The 18,226-nt window shown below is 72.8% G+C and carries 13 protein-coding genes; 7 read left to right on the top strand and 6 right to left on the bottom strand.

Features of this window, described 5'->3' with window-relative positions:
• Positions 1-2 precede the first annotated feature (2 nt).
• From ACIBKX_RS05340 to ACIBKX_RS05315, 6 genes are all read left to right on the top strand, one after another.
• Positions 3-1,898 (top strand): GTPase, encoded by a 1,896-nt coding sequence (locus ACIBKX_RS05340; RefSeq protein ID WP_363271797.1) that lies wholly within the window; start codon positions 3-5, stop codon positions 1,896-1,898.
• A gap of 235 nt (positions 1,899-2,133) precedes the next feature.
• Positions 2,134-2,553: a single-stranded DNA-binding protein gene (locus ACIBKX_RS05335; protein WP_363271796.1), complete on the top strand. Its 420-nt coding sequence runs from the start codon at positions 2,134-2,136 to the stop codon at positions 2,551-2,553.
• Positions 2,554-2,864: 311 nt separating this feature from the next.
• A complete protein-coding gene (locus tag ACIBKX_RS05330; protein ID WP_399375644.1) occupies positions 2,865-4,328 on the top strand; it encodes a Cys-Gln thioester bond-forming surface protein in 1,464 nt (487 codons plus the stop codon).
• 132 nt (positions 4,329-4,460) lie between these two features.
• The gene (gene ettA / locus ACIBKX_RS05325) at positions 4,461-6,125 is read left to right on the top strand and encodes an energy-dependent translational throttle protein EttA (protein WP_363271795.1); all 1,665 of its coding nucleotides are present in this window, start codon (positions 4,461-4,463) and stop codon (positions 6,123-6,125) included.
• 7 nt (positions 6,126-6,132) lie between these two features.
• Positions 6,133-6,570, top strand: a complete 438-nt coding sequence (locus tag ACIBKX_RS05320) for a thioesterase family protein (protein ID WP_363271794.1) — start codon at positions 6,133-6,135, stop codon at positions 6,568-6,570.
• Positions 6,567-7,235, top strand: a complete 669-nt coding sequence (locus tag ACIBKX_RS05315; protein ID WP_363271793.1) for a hypothetical protein — start codon at positions 6,567-6,569, stop codon at positions 7,233-7,235. Before ACIBKX_RS05320 ends, ACIBKX_RS05315 begins: the two co-directional genes overlap by 4 nt.
• 106 nt (positions 7,236-7,341) lie before the next feature.
• On the opposite strand, the gene ACIBKX_RS05310 is transcribed toward ACIBKX_RS05315, so the two are convergent.
• From ACIBKX_RS05310 to ACIBKX_RS05295, 4 genes are read right to left on the bottom strand one after another with little or no spacing between them, the layout of a single operon-like run.
• On the bottom strand, positions 7,342-8,322 hold the full coding sequence (locus ACIBKX_RS05310; protein WP_363271792.1) for an ABC transporter ATP-binding protein: 981 nt from the start codon (positions 8,320-8,322) through the stop codon (positions 7,342-7,344).
• Positions 8,319-11,081: an FtsX-like permease family protein gene (locus tag ACIBKX_RS05305; protein ID WP_363271791.1), complete on the bottom strand. Its 2,763-nt coding sequence runs from the start codon at positions 11,079-11,081 to the stop codon at positions 8,319-8,321. Before ACIBKX_RS05305 ends, ACIBKX_RS05310 begins: the two co-directional genes overlap by 4 nt.
• A gap of 1 nt (position 11,082) precedes the next feature.
• Positions 11,083-13,890: an ABC transporter permease gene (locus tag ACIBKX_RS05300; RefSeq protein WP_363271790.1), complete on the bottom strand. Its 2,808-nt coding sequence runs from the start codon at positions 13,888-13,890 to the stop codon at positions 11,083-11,085.
• 48 nt (positions 13,891-13,938) lie between these two features.
• Entirely contained in the window at positions 13,939-14,352 is a 414-nt protein-coding gene (locus ACIBKX_RS05295; RefSeq protein ID WP_363271789.1) for a globin, read from the bottom strand.
• Between the two features lie 103 nt (positions 14,353-14,455).
• On the opposite strand from ACIBKX_RS05295, the gene ACIBKX_RS05290 reads away from it, so the two are divergent.
• Entirely contained in the window at positions 14,456-15,463 is a 1,008-nt protein-coding gene (locus ACIBKX_RS05290; RefSeq protein WP_363271788.1) for a methyltransferase domain-containing protein, read from the top strand.
• A gap of 21 nt (positions 15,464-15,484) precedes the next feature.
• Here the strand turns inward: ACIBKX_RS05290 and ACIBKX_RS05285 are convergent, their stop codons facing one another.
• Positions 15,485-16,759: an FHA domain-containing protein gene (locus ACIBKX_RS05285; RefSeq protein WP_363271787.1), complete on the bottom strand. Its 1,275-nt coding sequence runs from the start codon at positions 16,757-16,759 to the stop codon at positions 15,485-15,487.
• 80 nt (positions 16,760-16,839) lie between these two features.
• Positions 16,840-18,183, bottom strand: coding sequence for a VWA domain-containing protein (locus ACIBKX_RS05280; protein WP_363271786.1), 1,344 nt, complete (start codon positions 18,181-18,183; stop codon positions 16,840-16,842).
• Positions 18,184-18,226 lie beyond the last annotated feature (43 nt).

Raw genomic sequence — 18,226 nt, 5'->3', positions numbered from 1 at the left:
CGGTGACTGCCGTCACTGATCACACCGAGCACGACGAGCGCTCCGAAGGGCCCGAGGAGACGGGGACTTCTTCCGGAGGCCGCGCCTCCGAAGGAGCCTGGGACGACGGGCTCATCGCGCGGCGGGGCCCCGACAGGAGCGAACGGACGGATCGGATGGATCGGGCCGATCGGGCTGACGGGGCCGCACGGGCCGAGCGGGCCGAGCGGTCTGATGGGTTCGGGGCGGTGGACGGAGAAGCGGGGGCCGCGTCCACCACTTCCACCACCTCCACCACCTCCAGCGCCTCCACCGCGTACGACGGACCCCTGCGCACCCGCCTCGACGCCCTGCGCGAGCTCGTCGGGCTCTCCCGCACCCGCCTCGACAGCGCGACCCTCGCCGAGGCCGGCCGGGTGCTCGACGAGGCGGCGGCCCGGCGCAGGCTCTCCGACCGGCACACCGTCGTCGCCATCGCGGGTGCCACCGGGAGCGGAAAGTCGACCCTCTTCAACGCCCTCGCCGGGGTGACGATCTCGGACACCGGCGTCCGCAGGCCGACCACCGCCGCCCCCATCGGCTGCAGCTGGACCGACGGCGCGGCGGGCCTCCTGGACCGGCTCGGCATCCCGGGGCGGCTGCGCAGACGCCCGCTCCAGGGGCCCGACACGAAGACGCTGCAGGGGCTCGTCCTGATCGACCTGCCGGACCACGACTCGGCGGTCGCCGAACACCGCGAGCACGTGGACCGGATCCTCGGGCTCGTCGACGCGGTCATCTGGGTCGTCGACCCCGAGAAGTACGCCGACGCCATGCTGCACGAGCGCTATCTGCGCCCCATGGCGGGCCATGCCGAGGTCACCTTCGTCGTACTGAACCAGGTGGACCGGCTGCCGGGAGACGCCGCCGACCAGGTGCTCGACGATCTGCGGCGGCTGCTCGACGAGGACGGCATCGCGCTCGGCGAGCACGGCGAACCGGGCGCCACGGTGCTCGCCCTCTCCGCGCTGACCGGCGACGGGATCGGTGAACTGCGCGAATCCCTCGGCCAGTTCACGCAAGAACGCACTGCCGCGGCACGGCGCATCGAGGCCGACCTGGACGCCGCCGCCGACCGGCTCTGGCCGGTGTACGCGGCCGGCGGGCCCGGCGGGCGGGGCCCCACGCGGATCGGGCTCAGCGAGGAGGCCCGTGACGAGTTCGCCGACCGCCTCGCGGACGCGGTGGGCGCGGCGGCGGCGGGGCAGGCCGCGGAACGGGCCTGGAGGCGCAACGCCGGCAAGGCGTGCGGCACGCCCTGGCTCAGGCTCTGGCGTTGGTACGAGGCTCAGCGCACCCCGCAGTACGTCGGCTGGCCCGTGCCGCCGACCCCGGCGGACGAGGAGGCCACGGCCCGCCAACGGGTGGAGAACGCCGTGCGCTCAGTGGCCGACGAGGCCGCGTCGGGCCTGCCCACCCCCTGGGGGCAGGCCGTGCGGGAGGCGGCGGTGCGAGGTGCGGAGGGGCTGCCCGAGGCGCTCGACGAACTCACCGCGAAGGCCGGAGTGCCCGCGGGACGGCCGCCGCGCCCCGGCTGGTGGCCGGTCGCGGTGCTCGCGCAGGCGGCGATGACGATGCTCCAAGTCCTGGGCGGGCTCTGGCTCGTGGCCCAGATCATCGGGATCGCGGTGCCGAACCTGGGGGTGCCGGTGCTGCTGATGCTGGCCGGCATCGTGGGCGGCCCGTGCGTGGAGTGGGCGAGCCGGATGGCGGCGCGGGGCCCGGCGCGGCGCTACGGCCAGGACGCGGAACGAAGACTGCGGGAGGCGGCCGCGGGGTGCGGGCGGGCGCGGGTCCTTGATCCGGTGGCGGCGGAACTGCTGCGGTATCGGGAGGTGCGGGAGCAGTACGTGCGGGTGACGGGGGTGGGGGTGGGCTGATCGATCGGGAGTCGGCCGGGCCCTGAGCGGGGCTCGGCCGGACGGATGTCCCCGCACCGGGAGCCGGTCGGCCCCTGATCGGGTGAGGGAGTTTTCCACAACCTCCCGCCGGTCCACAGGGCTCAGCGGACTCACGCCGACGCGTGCACTCTGAGATCGCAGCCGCGACGCACGGCGATGGCGGTGCCGGTGGCTGCGACAGCGCAAGTGGAGTGGACGAGGGAGGGGTTCGATCATGAACGAGACCTTGGTGACGGTGGTGGGGAATGTCGCGACGACGCCCGTGTTCCGGGAGCTGCCCTCCGGGCCGGTGTCCCGGTTCCGGCTCGCGGTGACCTCGCGGTACTACGACGGGGTGCAGAAGGCCTGGGCCGACGGGCACACCAACTTCTTTACGGTGTGGGCCAATCGGGCGCTCGGGGCGAATGTGCAGGCCTCGCTGGCGATCGGTGAACCGGTGATCGTGCAGGGGAAGTTGAAGGTGCGCGACGAGGAGCGGGGCGGTCAGCACTGGACGTCGGCGGACATCGACGCGACGACGATCGGCCACGACCTCTCGCGCGGTACGGCCGCGTTCAGGCGGGTGCTGAAGGCGAGCGCCACGCTCGCGGATCAGCCGGTGACGCGCGAGCCGGAGCCCGAACCGACGGGGTGACGGTCCGTCACGGGCGGCCCGACCGATCTGCGGCTTATCGGCGAATGGCAACCGTTGATTTGTCGATAAGCCCTGCTCGCAAAGGGTGTTGGCGATAACGATTCCGAGTCGGATCGGTTATCGAACGGCAGTACAGGGCATCGCGGTCTGCCGCGTCCCTAGGATGCCGGACGTAGCTCACGGGGCAGTTGGCAGTGGATGCCACGCAGGTGGCAGGTGATTCTGCCCCTTTCAATCTGCTGGCGGGACCACCCCCCTCGTTGTGAACGGGTCCCGTCCGGAGGGGAATTCTGGTGCATTTCGCGCGTTCTGTGTTCTCTGCGTTCTCGGTACTCTCCGCGGCCACCGCGGGTCGTACGGGTTCCGGGCGACCTGCCGCGACCTCGCGCAGACGCGGCAGGTCCCGGCTCGCCGCGCTGACCGTGGCGACCGGTCTGGTGGCGGCGGGCGCGACGGCCACCGCGGGTGCGGCCGTGGCGGACGAGATGCCGCAGCACCGGGGCGGGGCGACCGCGACGCTGGGCGGGCTCCAGGCGTACGGCCAGGCGGTCGTCCGCGACCAGGGCGAGATCCAGCAGGTCCCGGCCGGACTCTTCGAGATGTCGGTGGACGGCGGCGGCACGCTGCAGACGTACTGCGTCGACATCCACAACCCGACGCAGAAGGACGCGAAGTACCAGGAGACCCCCTGGAGCGGGACGTCCCTGAACCAGAACAAGGACGCGGGCAAGATCCGCTGGATCCTGCAGCACTCCTACCCGCAGGTGAACGACCTGGCGGCGCTGGCCGAGAAGGCGGGCGCGCGCACCCTCACCGAGCAGTCGGCGGCGGCCGGTACGCAGGTGGCGATCTGGCGCTACTCGGACGGCGCGGACGTGGACGCGCTCGACCCGCAGGCCGAGAAGCTCGCCGACTACCTCTACAGGAACGCCCGCGCGACGACCGAGCCCAAGGCGTCCCTGACGCTCGACCCGCCGGCGGTCTCCGGACGCGCGGGGGAGCGGCTCGGCCCGGTCACCGTGCACACCGACGCGGACGCGGTGTCGATAACGCCGCCGGCCGACTCGGCGGTGACGGGCGTGAAGATCGTGGGCAAGAACGGCAAGCCGCTGACGTCCGCCGTCAACAACAGCCGGCTCTTCTTCGACATCCCCAAGGACACCCCCGACGGCTCGGCGGCGCTGACCGTGCAGGCGTCGACGACGGTGCCGGTGGGCCGGGCCTTCACCTCGGAGACCAGAAGCCAGACGCAGATCCTCGCGGGCTCCAGCGAATCCACGGTCTCCGCGACGGCGACCGCGGCCTGGGCCAAGCAGGGCGCGATCCCCGCCCTGTCCGCCGAGAAGAACTGCGCCAAGAGCGGCGTGGACATCACGGCGAGCAACAAGGGCGACAAGCCCTACGCCTTCCGCCTGATGGGCTTCAAGCACACGATCGAGGCGGGCACGTCGCGCACCGTCACGATCCCCCTCCAGGAGGACCAGCCCTACGACTTCACGATCAAGGGCCCGAACGGCATGGAGAAGCGCTTCAAGGGCGTACTCGACTGCCAGACGGAAGCCAAGACGATCAACAACAAGACCCAGCCCCTCCCCGACCCGAGCCCCGCGTCGGCGGGCGGCGGCACGGGCGGCGGCGACCTGGCGGAAACGGGCGGCTCCAGCGCGACCCCGATGATCGCCCTGATAGCCGTGATCATGGTCGCGATCGGCGCGGCGGCCATGTTCCTGCTCCGCAAGAAGAAGGACCCGGCGCAGCCGTCGACGGAGGAGTGAACGCGCGGTAGCCGCCCGGCTACCGTACGGGACGCTCGCCCCCGGTGAAGGGAGAACCGGTTTTCGCCGGGGGGTGGCCGTACGGCAAGATGGGGTGTATCTGCCCACTCACTGATTGCCGGACGGTTTCTCTTGGCTGAGTACATCTACACCATGCGCAAGACGCGCAAGGCGCACGGCGACAAGGTGATTCTTGATGATGTCACCCTGAGCTTCCTGCCCGGCGCGAAGATCGGTGTCGTGGGACCCAACGGCGCCGGTAAGTCCACGGTGCTGAAGATCATGGCCGGTCTTGAGCAGCCGTCCAACGGTGACGCGTTCCTCTCGCCCGGGTTCAGCGTCGGCATCCTCATGCAGGAGCCGAAGCTCGACGAGTCGAAGACCGTCCTGGAGAACGTGCAGGACGGCGCCGCCGAGATCATGGGCAAGCTCAAGCGCTTCAACGAGGTCGCCGAGCTCATGGCGACCGACTACTCCGACGCGCTCATGGAAGAGATGGGCAAGCTCCAGGAGGACCTGGACCACGCCAACGCGTGGGACCTCGACGCCCAGCTCGAGCAGGCCATGGACGCGCTCGGCTGCCCGCCCGGCGACTGGCCCGTCGTCAACCTCTCCGGTGGCGAGAAGCGCCGCGTCGCGCTCTGCAAGCTGCTGATCGAAGCGCCTGACCTGCTCCTCCTCGACGAGCCCACCAACCACCTCGACGCCGAGTCGGTGAACTGGCTGGAGCAGCACCTGTCGAAGTACGCCGGCGCCGTTGTCGCCGTCACGCACGACCGGTACTTCCTCGACAACGTGGCCGAGTGGATCCTCGAGCTGGACCGCGGCCGCGCCCACCCCTACGAGGGCAACTACTCCACGTACCTGGACAAGAAGGCCTCGCGCCTCAAGGTCGAGGGGCAGAAGGACGCCAAGCGCGCCAAGCGGCTCAAGGAAGAGCTCGAGTGGGTGCGGTCCAACGCCAAGGGGCGTCAGGCCAAGTCCAAGGCGCGTCTGGCGCGCTACGAGGAGATGGCCGCCGAGGCCGACAAGATGCGGAAGCTGGACTTTGAAGAAATTCAGATTCCGCCGGGGCCGCGGCTCGGTTCGATCGTCGTCGAGGTCGAGAATCTGTCCAAGGCCTTCGGCGACAAGGTTCTCGTCGACGACCTGAGCTTCTCGCTGCCCCGCAACGGCATCGTCGGCATCATCGGTCCCAACGGCGCCGGCAAGACCACGCTGTTCAAGATGCTCCAGGGCCTGGAGCAGCCTGACTCCGGCAGCATCAAGATCGGCGAGACGGTCAAGGTCTCGTACGTCGACCAGGGCCGCGCCAACATCGACCCGAAGAAGACCCTCTGGGCCGTCGTCTCCGACGAGCTCGACTACATCAACGTCGGGCAGGTCGAGATGCCTTCCCGCGCGTATGTGTCTGCCTTCGGGTTCAAGGGGCCCGACCAGCAGAAGCCTGCCGGTGTGCTCTCCGGTGGTGAGCGCAACCGCCTCAACCTCGCGCTGACCCTCAAGGAGGGCGGCAACCTGCTGCTCCTCGACGAGCCGACCAACGACCTCGACGTCGAGACCCTGTCGTCGTTGGAGAACGCCCTGCTCGAGTTCCCGGGTGCGGCTGTCGTCATTTCCCACGACCGGTGGTTCCTCGACCGCGTCGCCACGCACATCCTCGCCTACGAGGGTGACTCCAAGTGGTACTGGTTCGAGGGCAACTTCGAGTCGTACGAGAAGAACAAGATCGACCGGCTGGGTGCGGACGCGACCCGGCCGCACCGTGCCACCTACAAGAAGCTCACTCGGGGCTGAACACGTCATGAGTCGGCATATCTACAGCTGCCCCCTCCGGTGGTCGGACATGGATGCCTTCGGGCACGTCAACAACGCGGTCTTCCTGCGGTACTTGGAAGAGGCGCGGATCGACTTCATGTTCCGGCTCGCGCCGGGGGACGGCAGCCCGTCGTTCTCCGGCGGGTCCGTCGTGGCCCGCCATGAGATCGACTACGTACGGCCGTTGGTGCACCGGCACTCGCCGGTGACCATCGAGTCGTGGGTGACGAAGATAGGCGCCGCGTCGCTCACCATCTCGTACGAGGTCAAGGACCCCGAGCAGGTGTATGTGCGGGCCTCGACCGTCGTCGTCCCCTTCAACCTGGAGGCGCAGCGGCCGCGGCGGATCACCGCCGAGGAGCGGTCCGTCCTCGAGGGGTACATGGACGACAGCGCCGGTGGTGCGGAGGCGCTCGTCGCATGACGGCGCAGCTGCACTTCGCCGATGCCGGGGAGGCGGCGGATCTCGCCGCCTTCCTGGCACGGCTGATCCACTACGACAAGGCCGCGGCGGTCCGGCTGCAGGCCTCGGAGGACGCCCTCGCCGTGTTCGGGCGGCCGCCGTCGTTCGAGGTCCTCGCGATTCGTACGGCACGGCTTGCCAAGCCGTACGAGTACGGGCTCGACACGTCGCTGGATGTCACCGTGTCGGCGGGGGAGCTGCTGGAGTCCCTGGAGCCTACGGGCTCTGTCGTCGTGCCGCGGGCCGTCACCGGGCCGCCGTGGGCCGGGGTGCTTCCGCCTCGGGGCGGGTGGCAGGCGGAGGCCGGGCTTCCGGGGATGGTGGAGCTGCGGGGGCTCGTGGCCGCCGCCGTCACCGAATTCAAGGCTCGGGTGGAGGAGTTGCCGCCGGAGCAGAGGGTTCGGGCCGAACTGGATCGGCTGGGGCGGGAGATTTGGTCCCGGTCGGTCGGGGGGACGGGGCTGCCTGTTCGGGTTGCGCATGCCGCGCAGGCCTTGGGGTTCTTGAGGGGCGAAACGCTGGACCTGTTGTCCAGTGGGGCTTGGCTTCGGTTGCGGACTGACTACGGGTCTGTTGCCGTGCGGCGGGCCGGGGGTGTCGCGGGGCTTTCCGTGTCGCCTGTTTGAGCGGCAGAGGCGGCGGCCGGGTGGGATTCGTCGTGCGGGGCGTCGTGCGGGGCGTCGTGCGGGGCGTCTGCCCACCAGCGGGGGCGGCCGGTAAGTGAGGCGCCGCCTAGCGCTCCTCGTCCGGCCAGACCCCGATATGGTCCCGCTCCAGTTCCAGCGCCACCCTGTCCCGCATCCGCAGTGCCTCCGTGTACTCCGACGGGAGTTGGAGGCGGCCCGCCCTGTCCAGCATCGCGTATTCGCGGGACGTCACCGACTCCTTGCCCGTCGTCTCGTCCACCTCTGTGCGGCGTAGGACCTCCGTCGACGTGCGGCCGTCGCGGATGGCCACCGTACGGCGGACCTCGGAAGCCACCGCCTGGTCGTGGGTGACGACGACGATCGTCGTGCCCAGGTGTTCGTTCGCCGTGCGGAACGCGGCGAAGATCTGCTCGGCGGTGTGCGAGTCCAGCTCTCCGGTGGGTTCGTCGGCCAGCAGGACCGAGGGGTTGTTGGCCAACGCCACCGCGATCGCGACGCGTTGCTGCTGGCCGCCCGACAGCTGGCGCGGGCGCCGGTCCGCGCAGTCCGCCACGTCAAGCAGCTCCAGGAGCTCCGACGCCCGTCGGGCCTTGCGCGTACGGCTCGTGCGTCCGCGCAACTGCATGGGCAGCGCCACATTCTGAGCCGCCGTCAGATACGGCAGCAGGTTCCGTCCCGTCTGCTGCCACACGAAGCCGACGACCTCCCTGCGGTAGCTCAGCCGTTCCTTCGCGCCCATCGTGAGGAGGTCGCGGCCCGCCACCCGCGCCGCGCCCGCGGTCGGCTCGTCGAGCCCGGCGAGGATGTTCATCAGGGTCGACTTGCCGCTGCCCGACGCGCCCACCAGCGCCATCAACTCGCCCTCGCGGACCAGGAGATCGAGCCCCTGGAGGGCCTGCACCTCCACCCCGTCCGTCGAGAAGACGCGGACCAGGCGGTCGCAGGTGATCAGCGCGTCATGGCCGTACGCGGGGCGGTCGCGATAGGCCTTGGCCCGTGCCTCCAGTTCCGCCAGCGAAGACGGTGACATCGTGGTGGTCGTACGGGGTGTGCTGCTGCCGGTCATGGGGTCTCTCCCGTCCTCAGCTGTGTCGAGGTCTGCCGTCGCGTCGTCCACCGCGCCCGTCTTCGCGTCGTCCACCACGCCTGTACGAAGGCGACCCCCGCCGTCAGGACCACCACGCCCGCGGCAGGCAGCAGCAGCGACCAGGGGTCCGCCCGCAGGGTCACCGCGCCGAGGCCCGAGACCGGGCGGCCCGGCCCCGTCAGGGCGATGCGGGCCAGGTCGATTCCCGGCGCGAGGAGGGCAATCGCCGCCCAGCCCGCCACCGCCCCGCCGCACGCCGCGAGCAGCGCCTGCGGCAAGGACTCAAGGACCAGGAGGCGGCGCCCCTGCCCGGTGCTCAGGCCCAGGGTGCGCAGGCGGGCGAGCAGGGCCGCGCGACGCGGGGCGGAGTGCAGCAGGGCGAGCAGTACGGCGAGTACGGCGTAACCGGCGCCCGCCGCGACCGCCGCCGCGTAGCAGCGCTCGGCGCCGGACTGGAGGGGCGAGTCGGTGAGCGCGGCGCGTTCGGCGGCCCGCGAGCGCACCTCGACGCCGGTACCGGCGGCCCGCTCCAGCGCCGCCGTGTCGATCCGCTGCCCCGAAGCCGCCGTGGCCAGGAGCGCGGTGCTCGGCGGGCTCTCCAGGTGCCGCCGGTCGATCAGCAGGAACGCGCTGCCCGCGGGAAGCGCCGGAGTGTTCTCCCGAACCGCCCCGACCGCCGCCCGGAAGCTCCCCGTCGGGGTACGGAAGGAGTGCGCGCCCTTGCCGAGCCGCCGTGCCACGTCCGGCGAGGCGACGGCGGGCAGCGTCCCCCGCGGATCGTCGCCCGCCGCCAACTCGGCCTCCCCGACCGGCCCGAGCCCCGTCGAGCGGGTGAGCCGGGAGTAGGCCGCCGGATCCACCGCGACCAGCGGCACGGTCGACTGGTCCGGCAGCCGCAGATACCAGTCCACGTGCACGGACGTCACCTCCCCGACCCCCGGCGCCCGCCGCACCTCCGCGGCAAGCGACCCCGGCAGCGCGCCGTCGCCCCGCTCCACGCGGACATCCGCGCCGACCGCCAGGAGTGCCGTCCGGTCACGGGCGTCGGCGACCCCGGCGAGCACCGAACCACCGAACGCCGCCGTCGTCAGGGCCAGCAGCAGTCCGAGCAGCGGCAGCGCCTGCGTCGCGGAGGCCCGGCCCGCGCTCGCCATGGAGAGGAAGCCGAGGGCGCCGCGGCTGCGGGCGAGAGGGCGCAGGAACAGCCGCAGGGGGAGGGGGTACAGCCGTACGAGAAGAAGGGCCGCGATGCCGCCGACCAGCAGTGGCGCGGCGCTCACCAGACCGCCGCCCAGGGACGAGTCCCGCCGCAGCGTCACCACCGCCCCCACCGCGAGCACGAACAGCACCAGCTCGGCCACCGTCCGCCGCCGCGAGGGCCGCGCCGTCAGGAGATCGTCGCGGCCCTCGTGCGCACGCGGCCTGCGGTGCGTGAACGCCGCACGGACCGGGAGCGCCGCACAGCCCACCACTCCCACCACGACCGCCGCGAGCACCGAAGGCCAGAGCCGCGCGTCCGGCACCAGGAGCACCGCGCCCAGCAGCCCCAGCGCGGCGGCCGGCACCGCGACCACCGACGTCTCGGCCAGCAGCCGCCCCGCGACGCCGCGCACGCTGCCGCCGCGCGAGCGCAGCAGTGCGAGCTCTTCATGGCGTCGTACGGCGGTGAGGGAGCAGGTCATCAGGAGGACCACGGCGGCGACCCCGCCGACTCCGTACGCGGCCACGGCGACGATCGGCGACACGGCGTCGCGCAGTCCGTCGTACCCGGTGACGACCTTGTCGAGGTCGGTGGAGACGAGGGCGTCCGGGCCGGTGCGGCCGCGCAGTTCGGTGCGCAGGGGCCCGGCTTCGAGCGAGGCGATGCCGCGCTTCAGGGCGGGCAGCTCGCGGGCGGTCAGGGCGGTGAAGTCCGGGGCGATACGCCAGTACTGCTGGGGGACCTGGTCGACGGCCGGCAGGAAGGCGCCCGCGCCGGAGGCCAGGAGCAGGGCGGCGTGCCAGCGTTTCTGCGGCTCCTGGGAATTGGCGCCGGGCACGTCGATCAGGGACGGGGTGCGCAGGACGGGATCGTGGGACCAGTAGGCGGCCTTGGGGCGGCTCGGTTCGACGATCCCGGTGATCCGCACGGTCACGCGCTCGCCGGTCAGGGTGCCGATGTGGACCGCGGAGCCGGCCTTCAGCCTCATCACGCGGGCCGTGTCGGCGGTCACGGCTGCCTCGATGCGGCGGCTTTCGGCGGTGACGGTGGTGCCGTCGGATCGGGGCAGCCTGCCGTCGCGCACGCGCGCGTGGGCGGCGACACCGGCCTGGGCGGCCAGTGTGAACTGCGGGGCGATGGAGTCGGGTCGGGGCAGCGAAGGGTCCAGGCCCTCGGGTGGTCGGACCGTTCTGACGCCGTACGCCGACTGCGTGCCGTCGACGCGGATCGGCTCCGGCATGGCGGACGCGACCTCGCGGAACTTCCCGCGCAGCACGGAATCCCGCACCGCCTGCTCGCGTTCCGCGCGCGACACCTCAAGTCCGGGTGCGGGTGCGGCCAGTTCGACGGAGCTTCGCGCGGGACCCGCGTCGGTGATCGCGGCCCGTACCCCCTTGCCCTCGTACGTGTCGACCGCGCGAGGGAAGACGGCGGCGAGGAACGCGGTGACGCACACCAGCAGCGCGAGCGCGGCGGCGGGCGCGGGGGCGGCGCGGAGCCGGGTGCGGGTCCAGGGGGCAACCAGGGGCGCGGGCACGTCAGTTGCCTCCCTCGTGGCGCAGCGACACCCGCGGGTCGCCGCGGCTCAGGGACAGGGTGGCGACGATCAGGAGCGGGACCGCCGCGATGCCGGCCAGGAGCGCCGCCGCGTGCGACATCGGCAGCTCCACCAGGACCGGCGGCACGGGGCGCACAGCGTCTCCGGTGAGCACGATCAGCGGGACCACCGCCCGAGTCAGGAACGCGCCGATCGCGACGCCGACCAGCAGCGCCACGGAGAGCAACAGGCCCTGTTCCGCCGCGATGGTACGGGCCAGCTGGCGGCGTGGGGCGCCCAGCGCGCGCAGCACCGCGAACTCGGCGGAACGCTCACGCAGCGACCCCGCGGCGCTCACCGCGAAGCCCACCGCCGCGAGGGCGGCAGCCGCCACCGCCACGGCGAGCAGCGCCGACTGGGGGCCCGCGCCCAGCGGGTCGTCGCGCAGGCCTGCGGCGATCTCGTCGCGGACCAGGACCTGTTCGGGGTCGATGTCGGGGCGGGCCCGCAACGCGGCGGCCGCGTCGTCGGCGGCCCCGGGCCGGGTGCCGAGCCACCATTCGGTGGGGGAGAGCGCGGACCTGCCGTCGGACCGCAGCACCTTGTTCACTCTCGGCAGGTCGAGCAACAGGGCGCCCCCGTCGGCCTCTTCCACGCCGGAGGCCTCACCGGTCGTCGGCAGCTCGGGCACCGAGTCGGCGATCGTCACGCGCAACGAACCGCCGGTCACCGGCACATCGACACGGGAGCCCACGGACGCTCCGCTGGAGCGCAGGAACTGGTCGGTGGCTATGGCCCGAGGAGCGCCCGCCGAGCGCAGCGCACCGGCGAGGGCCGCCCGGTCCGCGCGGTCCCCGCGCACCAGCAACCCCGGCAGCGCCCGCGCCGCGTCCAGTGCGAGCACCGTCGCCTGGCGGTCGTCGGCGAGGTCCATCGTGGAGCGTGCGGCGGGTGCCGCGTGCCGGACGCCCGGGAGCGAGCCGAACACCTCGGCCTGCTGCTGCGCGGGGACCCGGCCGCCGACCACCCTGAGCTGCGTACCGGCCCTGAAGTCCGCCTGGTCCTCCTGTGAACGGTCCCAGGAGGCGCTCTGGCCGATCGCCAGCATGCCGAGCGCCACGGCGAGCACGAGGAGAAGCACCGGGCCCGCGCCCCGCAGGGGCCTGCGGCTCAGCTGCCAGCCGGCCAGCGCGCCCGACAGGCCGCGCCCCCGCGCTGCCCTGCGCTCGGCGAGCCGCGCTGCGGGCGGCAGCAGCCGCAGTGTCACGACCGTGCCCGCGAGCAGCGCCAGCGCGGGAGCCGCCACCAGCAGCGGGTCGATCCCGAGGCCGCCCGCGCCGTCACCGCTCAGCGCGCCCGAACCAGACGTCCTGCTGTCCAGCTGCCAGTACGCCACCGCCGCGATCACCAGCAGCCCCACGTCCGCGCCCGCCCGCAGCGGCGCGGGCAGCGCGGCCGACCGGGAGCCGCGCCGCACCCCGGCGCCCGACGACAGTGCGGGCGCGACCACCGCAAGCGCACAGCCCAGCGCCGTCGCCACACCGATCAGCCACACCTCCGTACCCGTGGAAGTGCCTGTGGAGGTGTCGAGCCGCACGCCCGTCCTGGCCAGTGCGCCGTGCCCCGCGAGCAGCCCGGTCAGCGGGCCCGCGAGCAGCGGTGCGAGCAGGGCCGCGGGCAGCGCGAGGAGCAGGGCCTCGACCGTGGCGAGCCAGGCGACCCTGCCGCGCGAGCCGCCCCGCGCGAGCAGCAGCTCCGTCTCGCCGCCGCGTTCCGTGCCGAGCAGCCGGGCCACCAGGAGCAGTGCGTACCCGGCGAGCATGATCAGCTGAAGGGCGACGATCAGAAGCGTCGAACGGGACACCAGCAGGGCCCGCTCGGCCCGCTCCAGGACCTCGGGGAGCGAGGTGCTCGCGCTCGGACTGCCGCCCGGCGAAGTCGACTTGGCGAGCGCGGCGGGTCCGGTCCGCGCCGCCTCGCGCAGTGCGTCGATCCGGTCCGTGGTGACGTCGCGGAAGTCCGCCGTCGCCAGCCACTGCGTGCGGCCCGCCGAGACCTTCCCCAGGGCCGTCGGATCGGCGAGCAGCGGCCCGTACGTGAGGAAGACGCTCTCGCGCACCCCGCGCCCGCCCAGCTCGTCGAGCTGCCAGTAGGGGTCGGTGGGATCGGCGGGGCGGTAGACGCCGGTGATCCGGACGGTGACCTTCGGTCCGGTGAGGCGGTCGGTGAGGGTGAGGGGGGTGGAGCCGGGGCCGAGCTTCAGACGGGCGGCGGCGGCTTCGGGGAGGGCCACGTCGATCGGGGCCTTCGCGCGCCTCGGGCCCCTGGTGTTCTTCGCGCCCTTCGAATCTTTCGCGTCCGTCGCGTCCGTCGCGTCCGTCGCGTCCGTCGCGTCCTTCGCGTACGAGGAAGGCCAACTGCCCTTCGTCAGGCGGACCCTGGAGCGGTCAAACGCCGCGAAATGCGTGAGGTCCGGATCCTCGCCCTGAGCCGCGCCCGGCAGCGCGTACGGCCCCGAACGGGCCAGGGAGCGAAGCCCCACCGGTAACCCGTCGAACGTGCGCCGCGCCCCCTCCCGTACCGCCACGTCCGCCGACTCCCGCGCACCGGGCGGGACTTGGGCCCCCACGACGAGCGAGGCCTGCGCGGCGGAGCGGGTGCGCAGGGAGTGCCGCAGCGCCGCGTCGCCGATCGAGCCGGAGAACGCGGTCAGCGTGGCCAGCACGGCGGTGGTGAGGAGCACGGCGAGCAGCGCCGCCGCGAGCAGCAGCCGGTGCGCGCGCACGCGCAGAAAGATGAACCCCGTCACAGCCCCCCTCGCCCCCGCTCGGCTCCCCCCGGAGCCGGCCGTCCTGCCTCAGCCCTCGGAGTTGACCATGGACGCCGCCGCGTACGTCAGGTAGTTCCACAGCGTCCGCTCATGCTCCTCGGACAGCTTCAGCTCGTCGACGGCCGCCCGCATGTGCTTCAGCCAGGCGTCGTGCGCGGCCCTGTCGACGGTGAACGGAGCGTGCCGCATCCGCAGCCGAGGGTGGCCGCGGTTGTCGCTGTACGTGCGCGGGCCGCCCCAGTACTGCATCAGGAACAGCGCGAGACGCTCCTCGGCCGGGCCCAGATCCTCCTCCGGGTACATCGGCCGCAGCAGCGGATCCTCCGAAACTCCCTGGTAGAAGAGGTGCACCAGGCGCCTGAAGGTCTCCTCGCCGCCGACCTGTTCGTAGAAGGTCTGCTCCTGAAGCGTGCCGCGCGGGATCTCATTCACATGGTCCATGCTCTCAGACGGGGCGGCCGAGTACGGAAGACTTAGGTCCCGGCCCTCAGTGGATGGGTGTCCGCCGCTCGCCTCGCGGGCCTCGCGGCAGCACAGTGGCTGTATGGGACCCGAAGCCGACCCCGTCCCCGTAGGACCCGAAGGACCCGAAGCCGACCCCCTCCCCGCGGAGCGGGCCAGGGCCGCCCTGGTGCGCGAGATCGAGGCGAGCGGTGCCCTGCTGCGGGACCCGGCCCTGCGGTCCGCCTTCGCATGCGTGCCGCGCCATCTGTTCGTGCCGTACTACTACGTGGCGGCCTCGGGCGGCGGCTACGAACGACTGTGGGGCGAGGACCCCGACCCGGACCGCCGGGCGCGCTGGCTGGACGGTGCGTACGCCGACGCCCCGCTCGCCACCCGCGTACGCGACGGAGAGCTCGTCTCGTCCAGCAGCCAGCCGTCCCTGATGGCGAAGATGCTGGAGGAACTGGAGCTGCCGGACGGCGGCTGCGACGTCCTGGAGATCGGCGCGGGCACCGGCTACAACGCGGCGCTGCTCGCCGACCGGCTGGGCGAGGAGCGCGTCACCACCGTCGACCTGGACCCGGAGATCACCGAGTCCGCCCGGCGGCATCTCGCGGCGGCCGGCCACCGTCCGGCCGTGGTGACCGGGGACGGCGCCGCGGGCTGCCCGGAGCACGCCCCGTACGACCGGATCATCGCGACCTGCACGCTGACCTCGGTGCCGCGCGCCTGGCTCGCCCAGTGCAGGCCCGGCGCCCGCATCCTGGCGCCGCTCGCCACCGGCCTGATCGCGCTGACGGTGCGGGACGCGACGCACGCCGAGGGGCGGTTCCTGCACACGCCCGCGTACTTCGTGCCGCTGCGGGGCGGCAGCACGCGGGCCCCGCGGGAGCAGCACCTGGGAGGGCTGCCCCGCAGGGCCCTGCAGAACGAGCTGTTCCGTTTCTTGCTGGAGCTGACCGCCGGGAGCCTCGACCCCTATGAGGCCCTCGCCCTGTGGCAGCGCGAGGGCCGGCCGGCGCGCGAGCGGTTCGGCGTCAGCGTCAGCGGCCCGCACGAGTGGGCCTGGCTCGACGAACCCGAAGGGCCGTACGCCTGGCCCCTGTGACCGGCCGTCCTGCCTGCTGTCCTAGCCGTGCCGGATGGTGATCGTCGTCCAGGCGCCGACGTGCACCTGGTCGCCGTCCTGGAGCGGCACGGGGACGAACGGCTGGATGGGCTCCTCGCCGTTGTTGACCGTCGTGCCGTTCGTCGAGTTCTGGTCGACGACCGCCCAGCTGCCGTCCGGCTGCTGGACCAGGACCGCGTGCTGGTGCGAGACGCCCGGGTCCTCCGGCGGCACCGACAGGTCGATGTCCGGGGTGTCACCCGTGGAGTGCCTGCGGCGGCCGATCGTGATCTGGTTGCCGACCAGCGGACGCTGCTGCTCCGGCGAGTACGCGGGCAGGTTCAGGCCCGAGGCCTCGGGGCCGCTGCGGTGCATCATCGCCATGAAGTACTCGCGGTCCGGGCCGATCGTCGCGGTCCAGGAGACCGTGCCGACACCGGGGCCGTAGCCGCCGGGACCCTGCGGCTGCGGGGCCTGTGCGCCCTGCGGACCCTGCGGGCCCGGACCTTGCGGCTGCCGGGTCCAGTCGCCCTGCTCGGGCGCCTGCGGGGCGGGCGGGGCGCCGGGGCCGGGAGCGGCCGACGAGGGCGGCGAGAGCACCCAGTCGTCACCGCCGCCGAAGGACGGACCCGGAGCGCCGGGGCCGGGCTGCGGCGGAGGCGGCGGAGTGCCGCCCTCCTGCGGGAACGCGGGCGGTGCCGCCGGACCCTGCTGCTGGAACGGCTGCGGGGGCCCCGAGGGCTCGCCGCCGCCGTTGAAGGGCGGCGGGGGGACCTGGCCGGGTGCTCCGCCGTTGCCGTTGCCGAACGGCGGGATCGGCTCGGCCGGGCGGTTCATCTGCGAGGGACGCGAGCCCTGGTACCCGAAGGGGTCCTGGCCCGGCTGGGTGCCCGCGGGCGGCGCCGGCGGGCCCTGCTGCTGGAACTGCTGCTGCTGGAACTGCTGCGCCGGGTTCGGCGCGGGCGGGTGCGGGGCGGCCGGGGTGTACGAGGTCGCCGTGTTCGTCAGGAAGTTCCAGCGGCACTCCTCGCAGAACGGCGCGTTCGCCTCGCGGGGCGTGCGGCACTGCGGGCAGAGCTCCGCCTCGGCGGGCTGGTCCGGCACGGCGGCCAGATGCGGGGCACCGGGGGCGGGCGGGAAGCCCGCGTCCTGGCCGGGGCCCGGCGGCGGGTAGCCGTAGCCGGGAGCGGCCGGGGGTGGCGGCGGGGGCGGCGGTACGGCACCGGCCATGCGGTGACCGCAGACCTCGCACCAGTCGTCGGAACCCGACTGGTGTCCGTTCGGGCAGGTCGGCATGTCGGCGCTTCCCCCTCTCCTTCTCCGGCCCAATGGCCGTACGTGCTGTTGGTGGGGCTGATGGCTGGCAGCTGATGCTGCTACTTCTTCACGCGAACGGTCTTCGTGGACCGCGTCTCGAGAGTCATCTCGTCGGCCTCGGCGACCCTCGCCTTCAATCGAACAGTACCTGCCACGGCATCGACCACGTCGACCACCTTCGAAAGCAGCTTCGCGGTGTCCGCGTTGCCCGAGGCGCTGGCGAGCTGAACGGCGCGGCCCAGTTTGGCCGTTGCCCCGTCGACATCGCCCGCTTTGCGGGCATCCAGGCCCTGTTGGATGACTTGTGCCAGTTCCGCCTGGCCCGTGTAGTGCGCCACCTGCGGATTGATCGACGTGGAAGCGGCCATGTCGTCCGTCCACACGGCCCGCACCAGGCCCTGCGAGAGCGTCTGCGCGCTGCCGTCCGGCTGCGGGACGATCAAGGAGACGCGGGCCGCCAGCATCTCCTGGCCCAGCTCGGCGCCCGGCACCTCGACACAGATGTGGTAGTCGCGGGACTCGTCGCCCCAGGACCCGGTGGGATAGTCCCCGGCGCGCGGCCCGGCCTCCGTGCGGCGGTCGGTCAACTCCTCGACCGTGGGCGCCACTTGCTTGACGAACTTGATCTCCACGCCCATCGGCGTCCACAGCCGCAGACTGACGTCGGCGACCTCCTTGCCCATCGCCGCCTCCATCATCTGCGTGAAGTCGGCGGACAGGCCGGACGGGTCGGCGACGATGTCGGCGCTGCCGAGCAGCGCGGAGGCGATCCCTGTGACCTCTTTCACCTCCCAGTCCGTGCCGACGCCGCGGGCGTCACAGGTGAAGCGGCCCGCGCAGGAGTCGAGCGCGGCCCTCAGGTCCTCGGGTGACTCGTGTTCATTGCGCCCGTCGGTGAGCAGGATCCCGTGCCGGATCGATACGTCGGCCGACGCGAGCAGCCGGTCGGCGAGCCGCAGCCAGGTGCCGATCGCCGTGCCGCCGCCCGCGCTGAGCTTGCGCAGCGCCTGCTTGGCCTGCGCCCGCGTCTGCGGCCCCGCCACCGCGAGCCGCCCGTCCCCGGGGAAGACCTCCTTGGCGACATGCGTGCCGCCGATCACCGCGAAGTGCACCCCGTCGCGTACGGCGTCGATCGCGGCGGAGGTGGCGTCGCGGGCCCCGCGCATCTTCGTCGGCGGATAGTCCATCGAACCGGAACAGTCGACCATGATCGCCACGGCCGCGTCCGGGCTCTGCCCCGCCGAGTAGAGGTGCGGGGCGCTGACCGCGGAACCGACCGTGCCCCCGCCCGTCGAGGTCACCGTGGCGATCGCGTTGACCTCGCGGCCGCCCTCCGGGAGGTACTCGTTCTGATACACGTCGACCGAGAACTGCGGCACGTTCGACTTCGAGAAGTTGGCCATGGATCCCTGCTCCCCCTAGACGTCCCACCCGCTTCCCCAAGCA

Origin of the sequence: Streptomyces sp. NPDC050658 (assembly GCF_044457025.1) — a bacterium.
Classification (GTDB): Bacteria; Actinomycetota; Actinomycetes; order Streptomycetales; family Streptomycetaceae; genus Streptomyces.
This window is presented reverse-complemented; position numbering and strand designations above follow the sequence as displayed.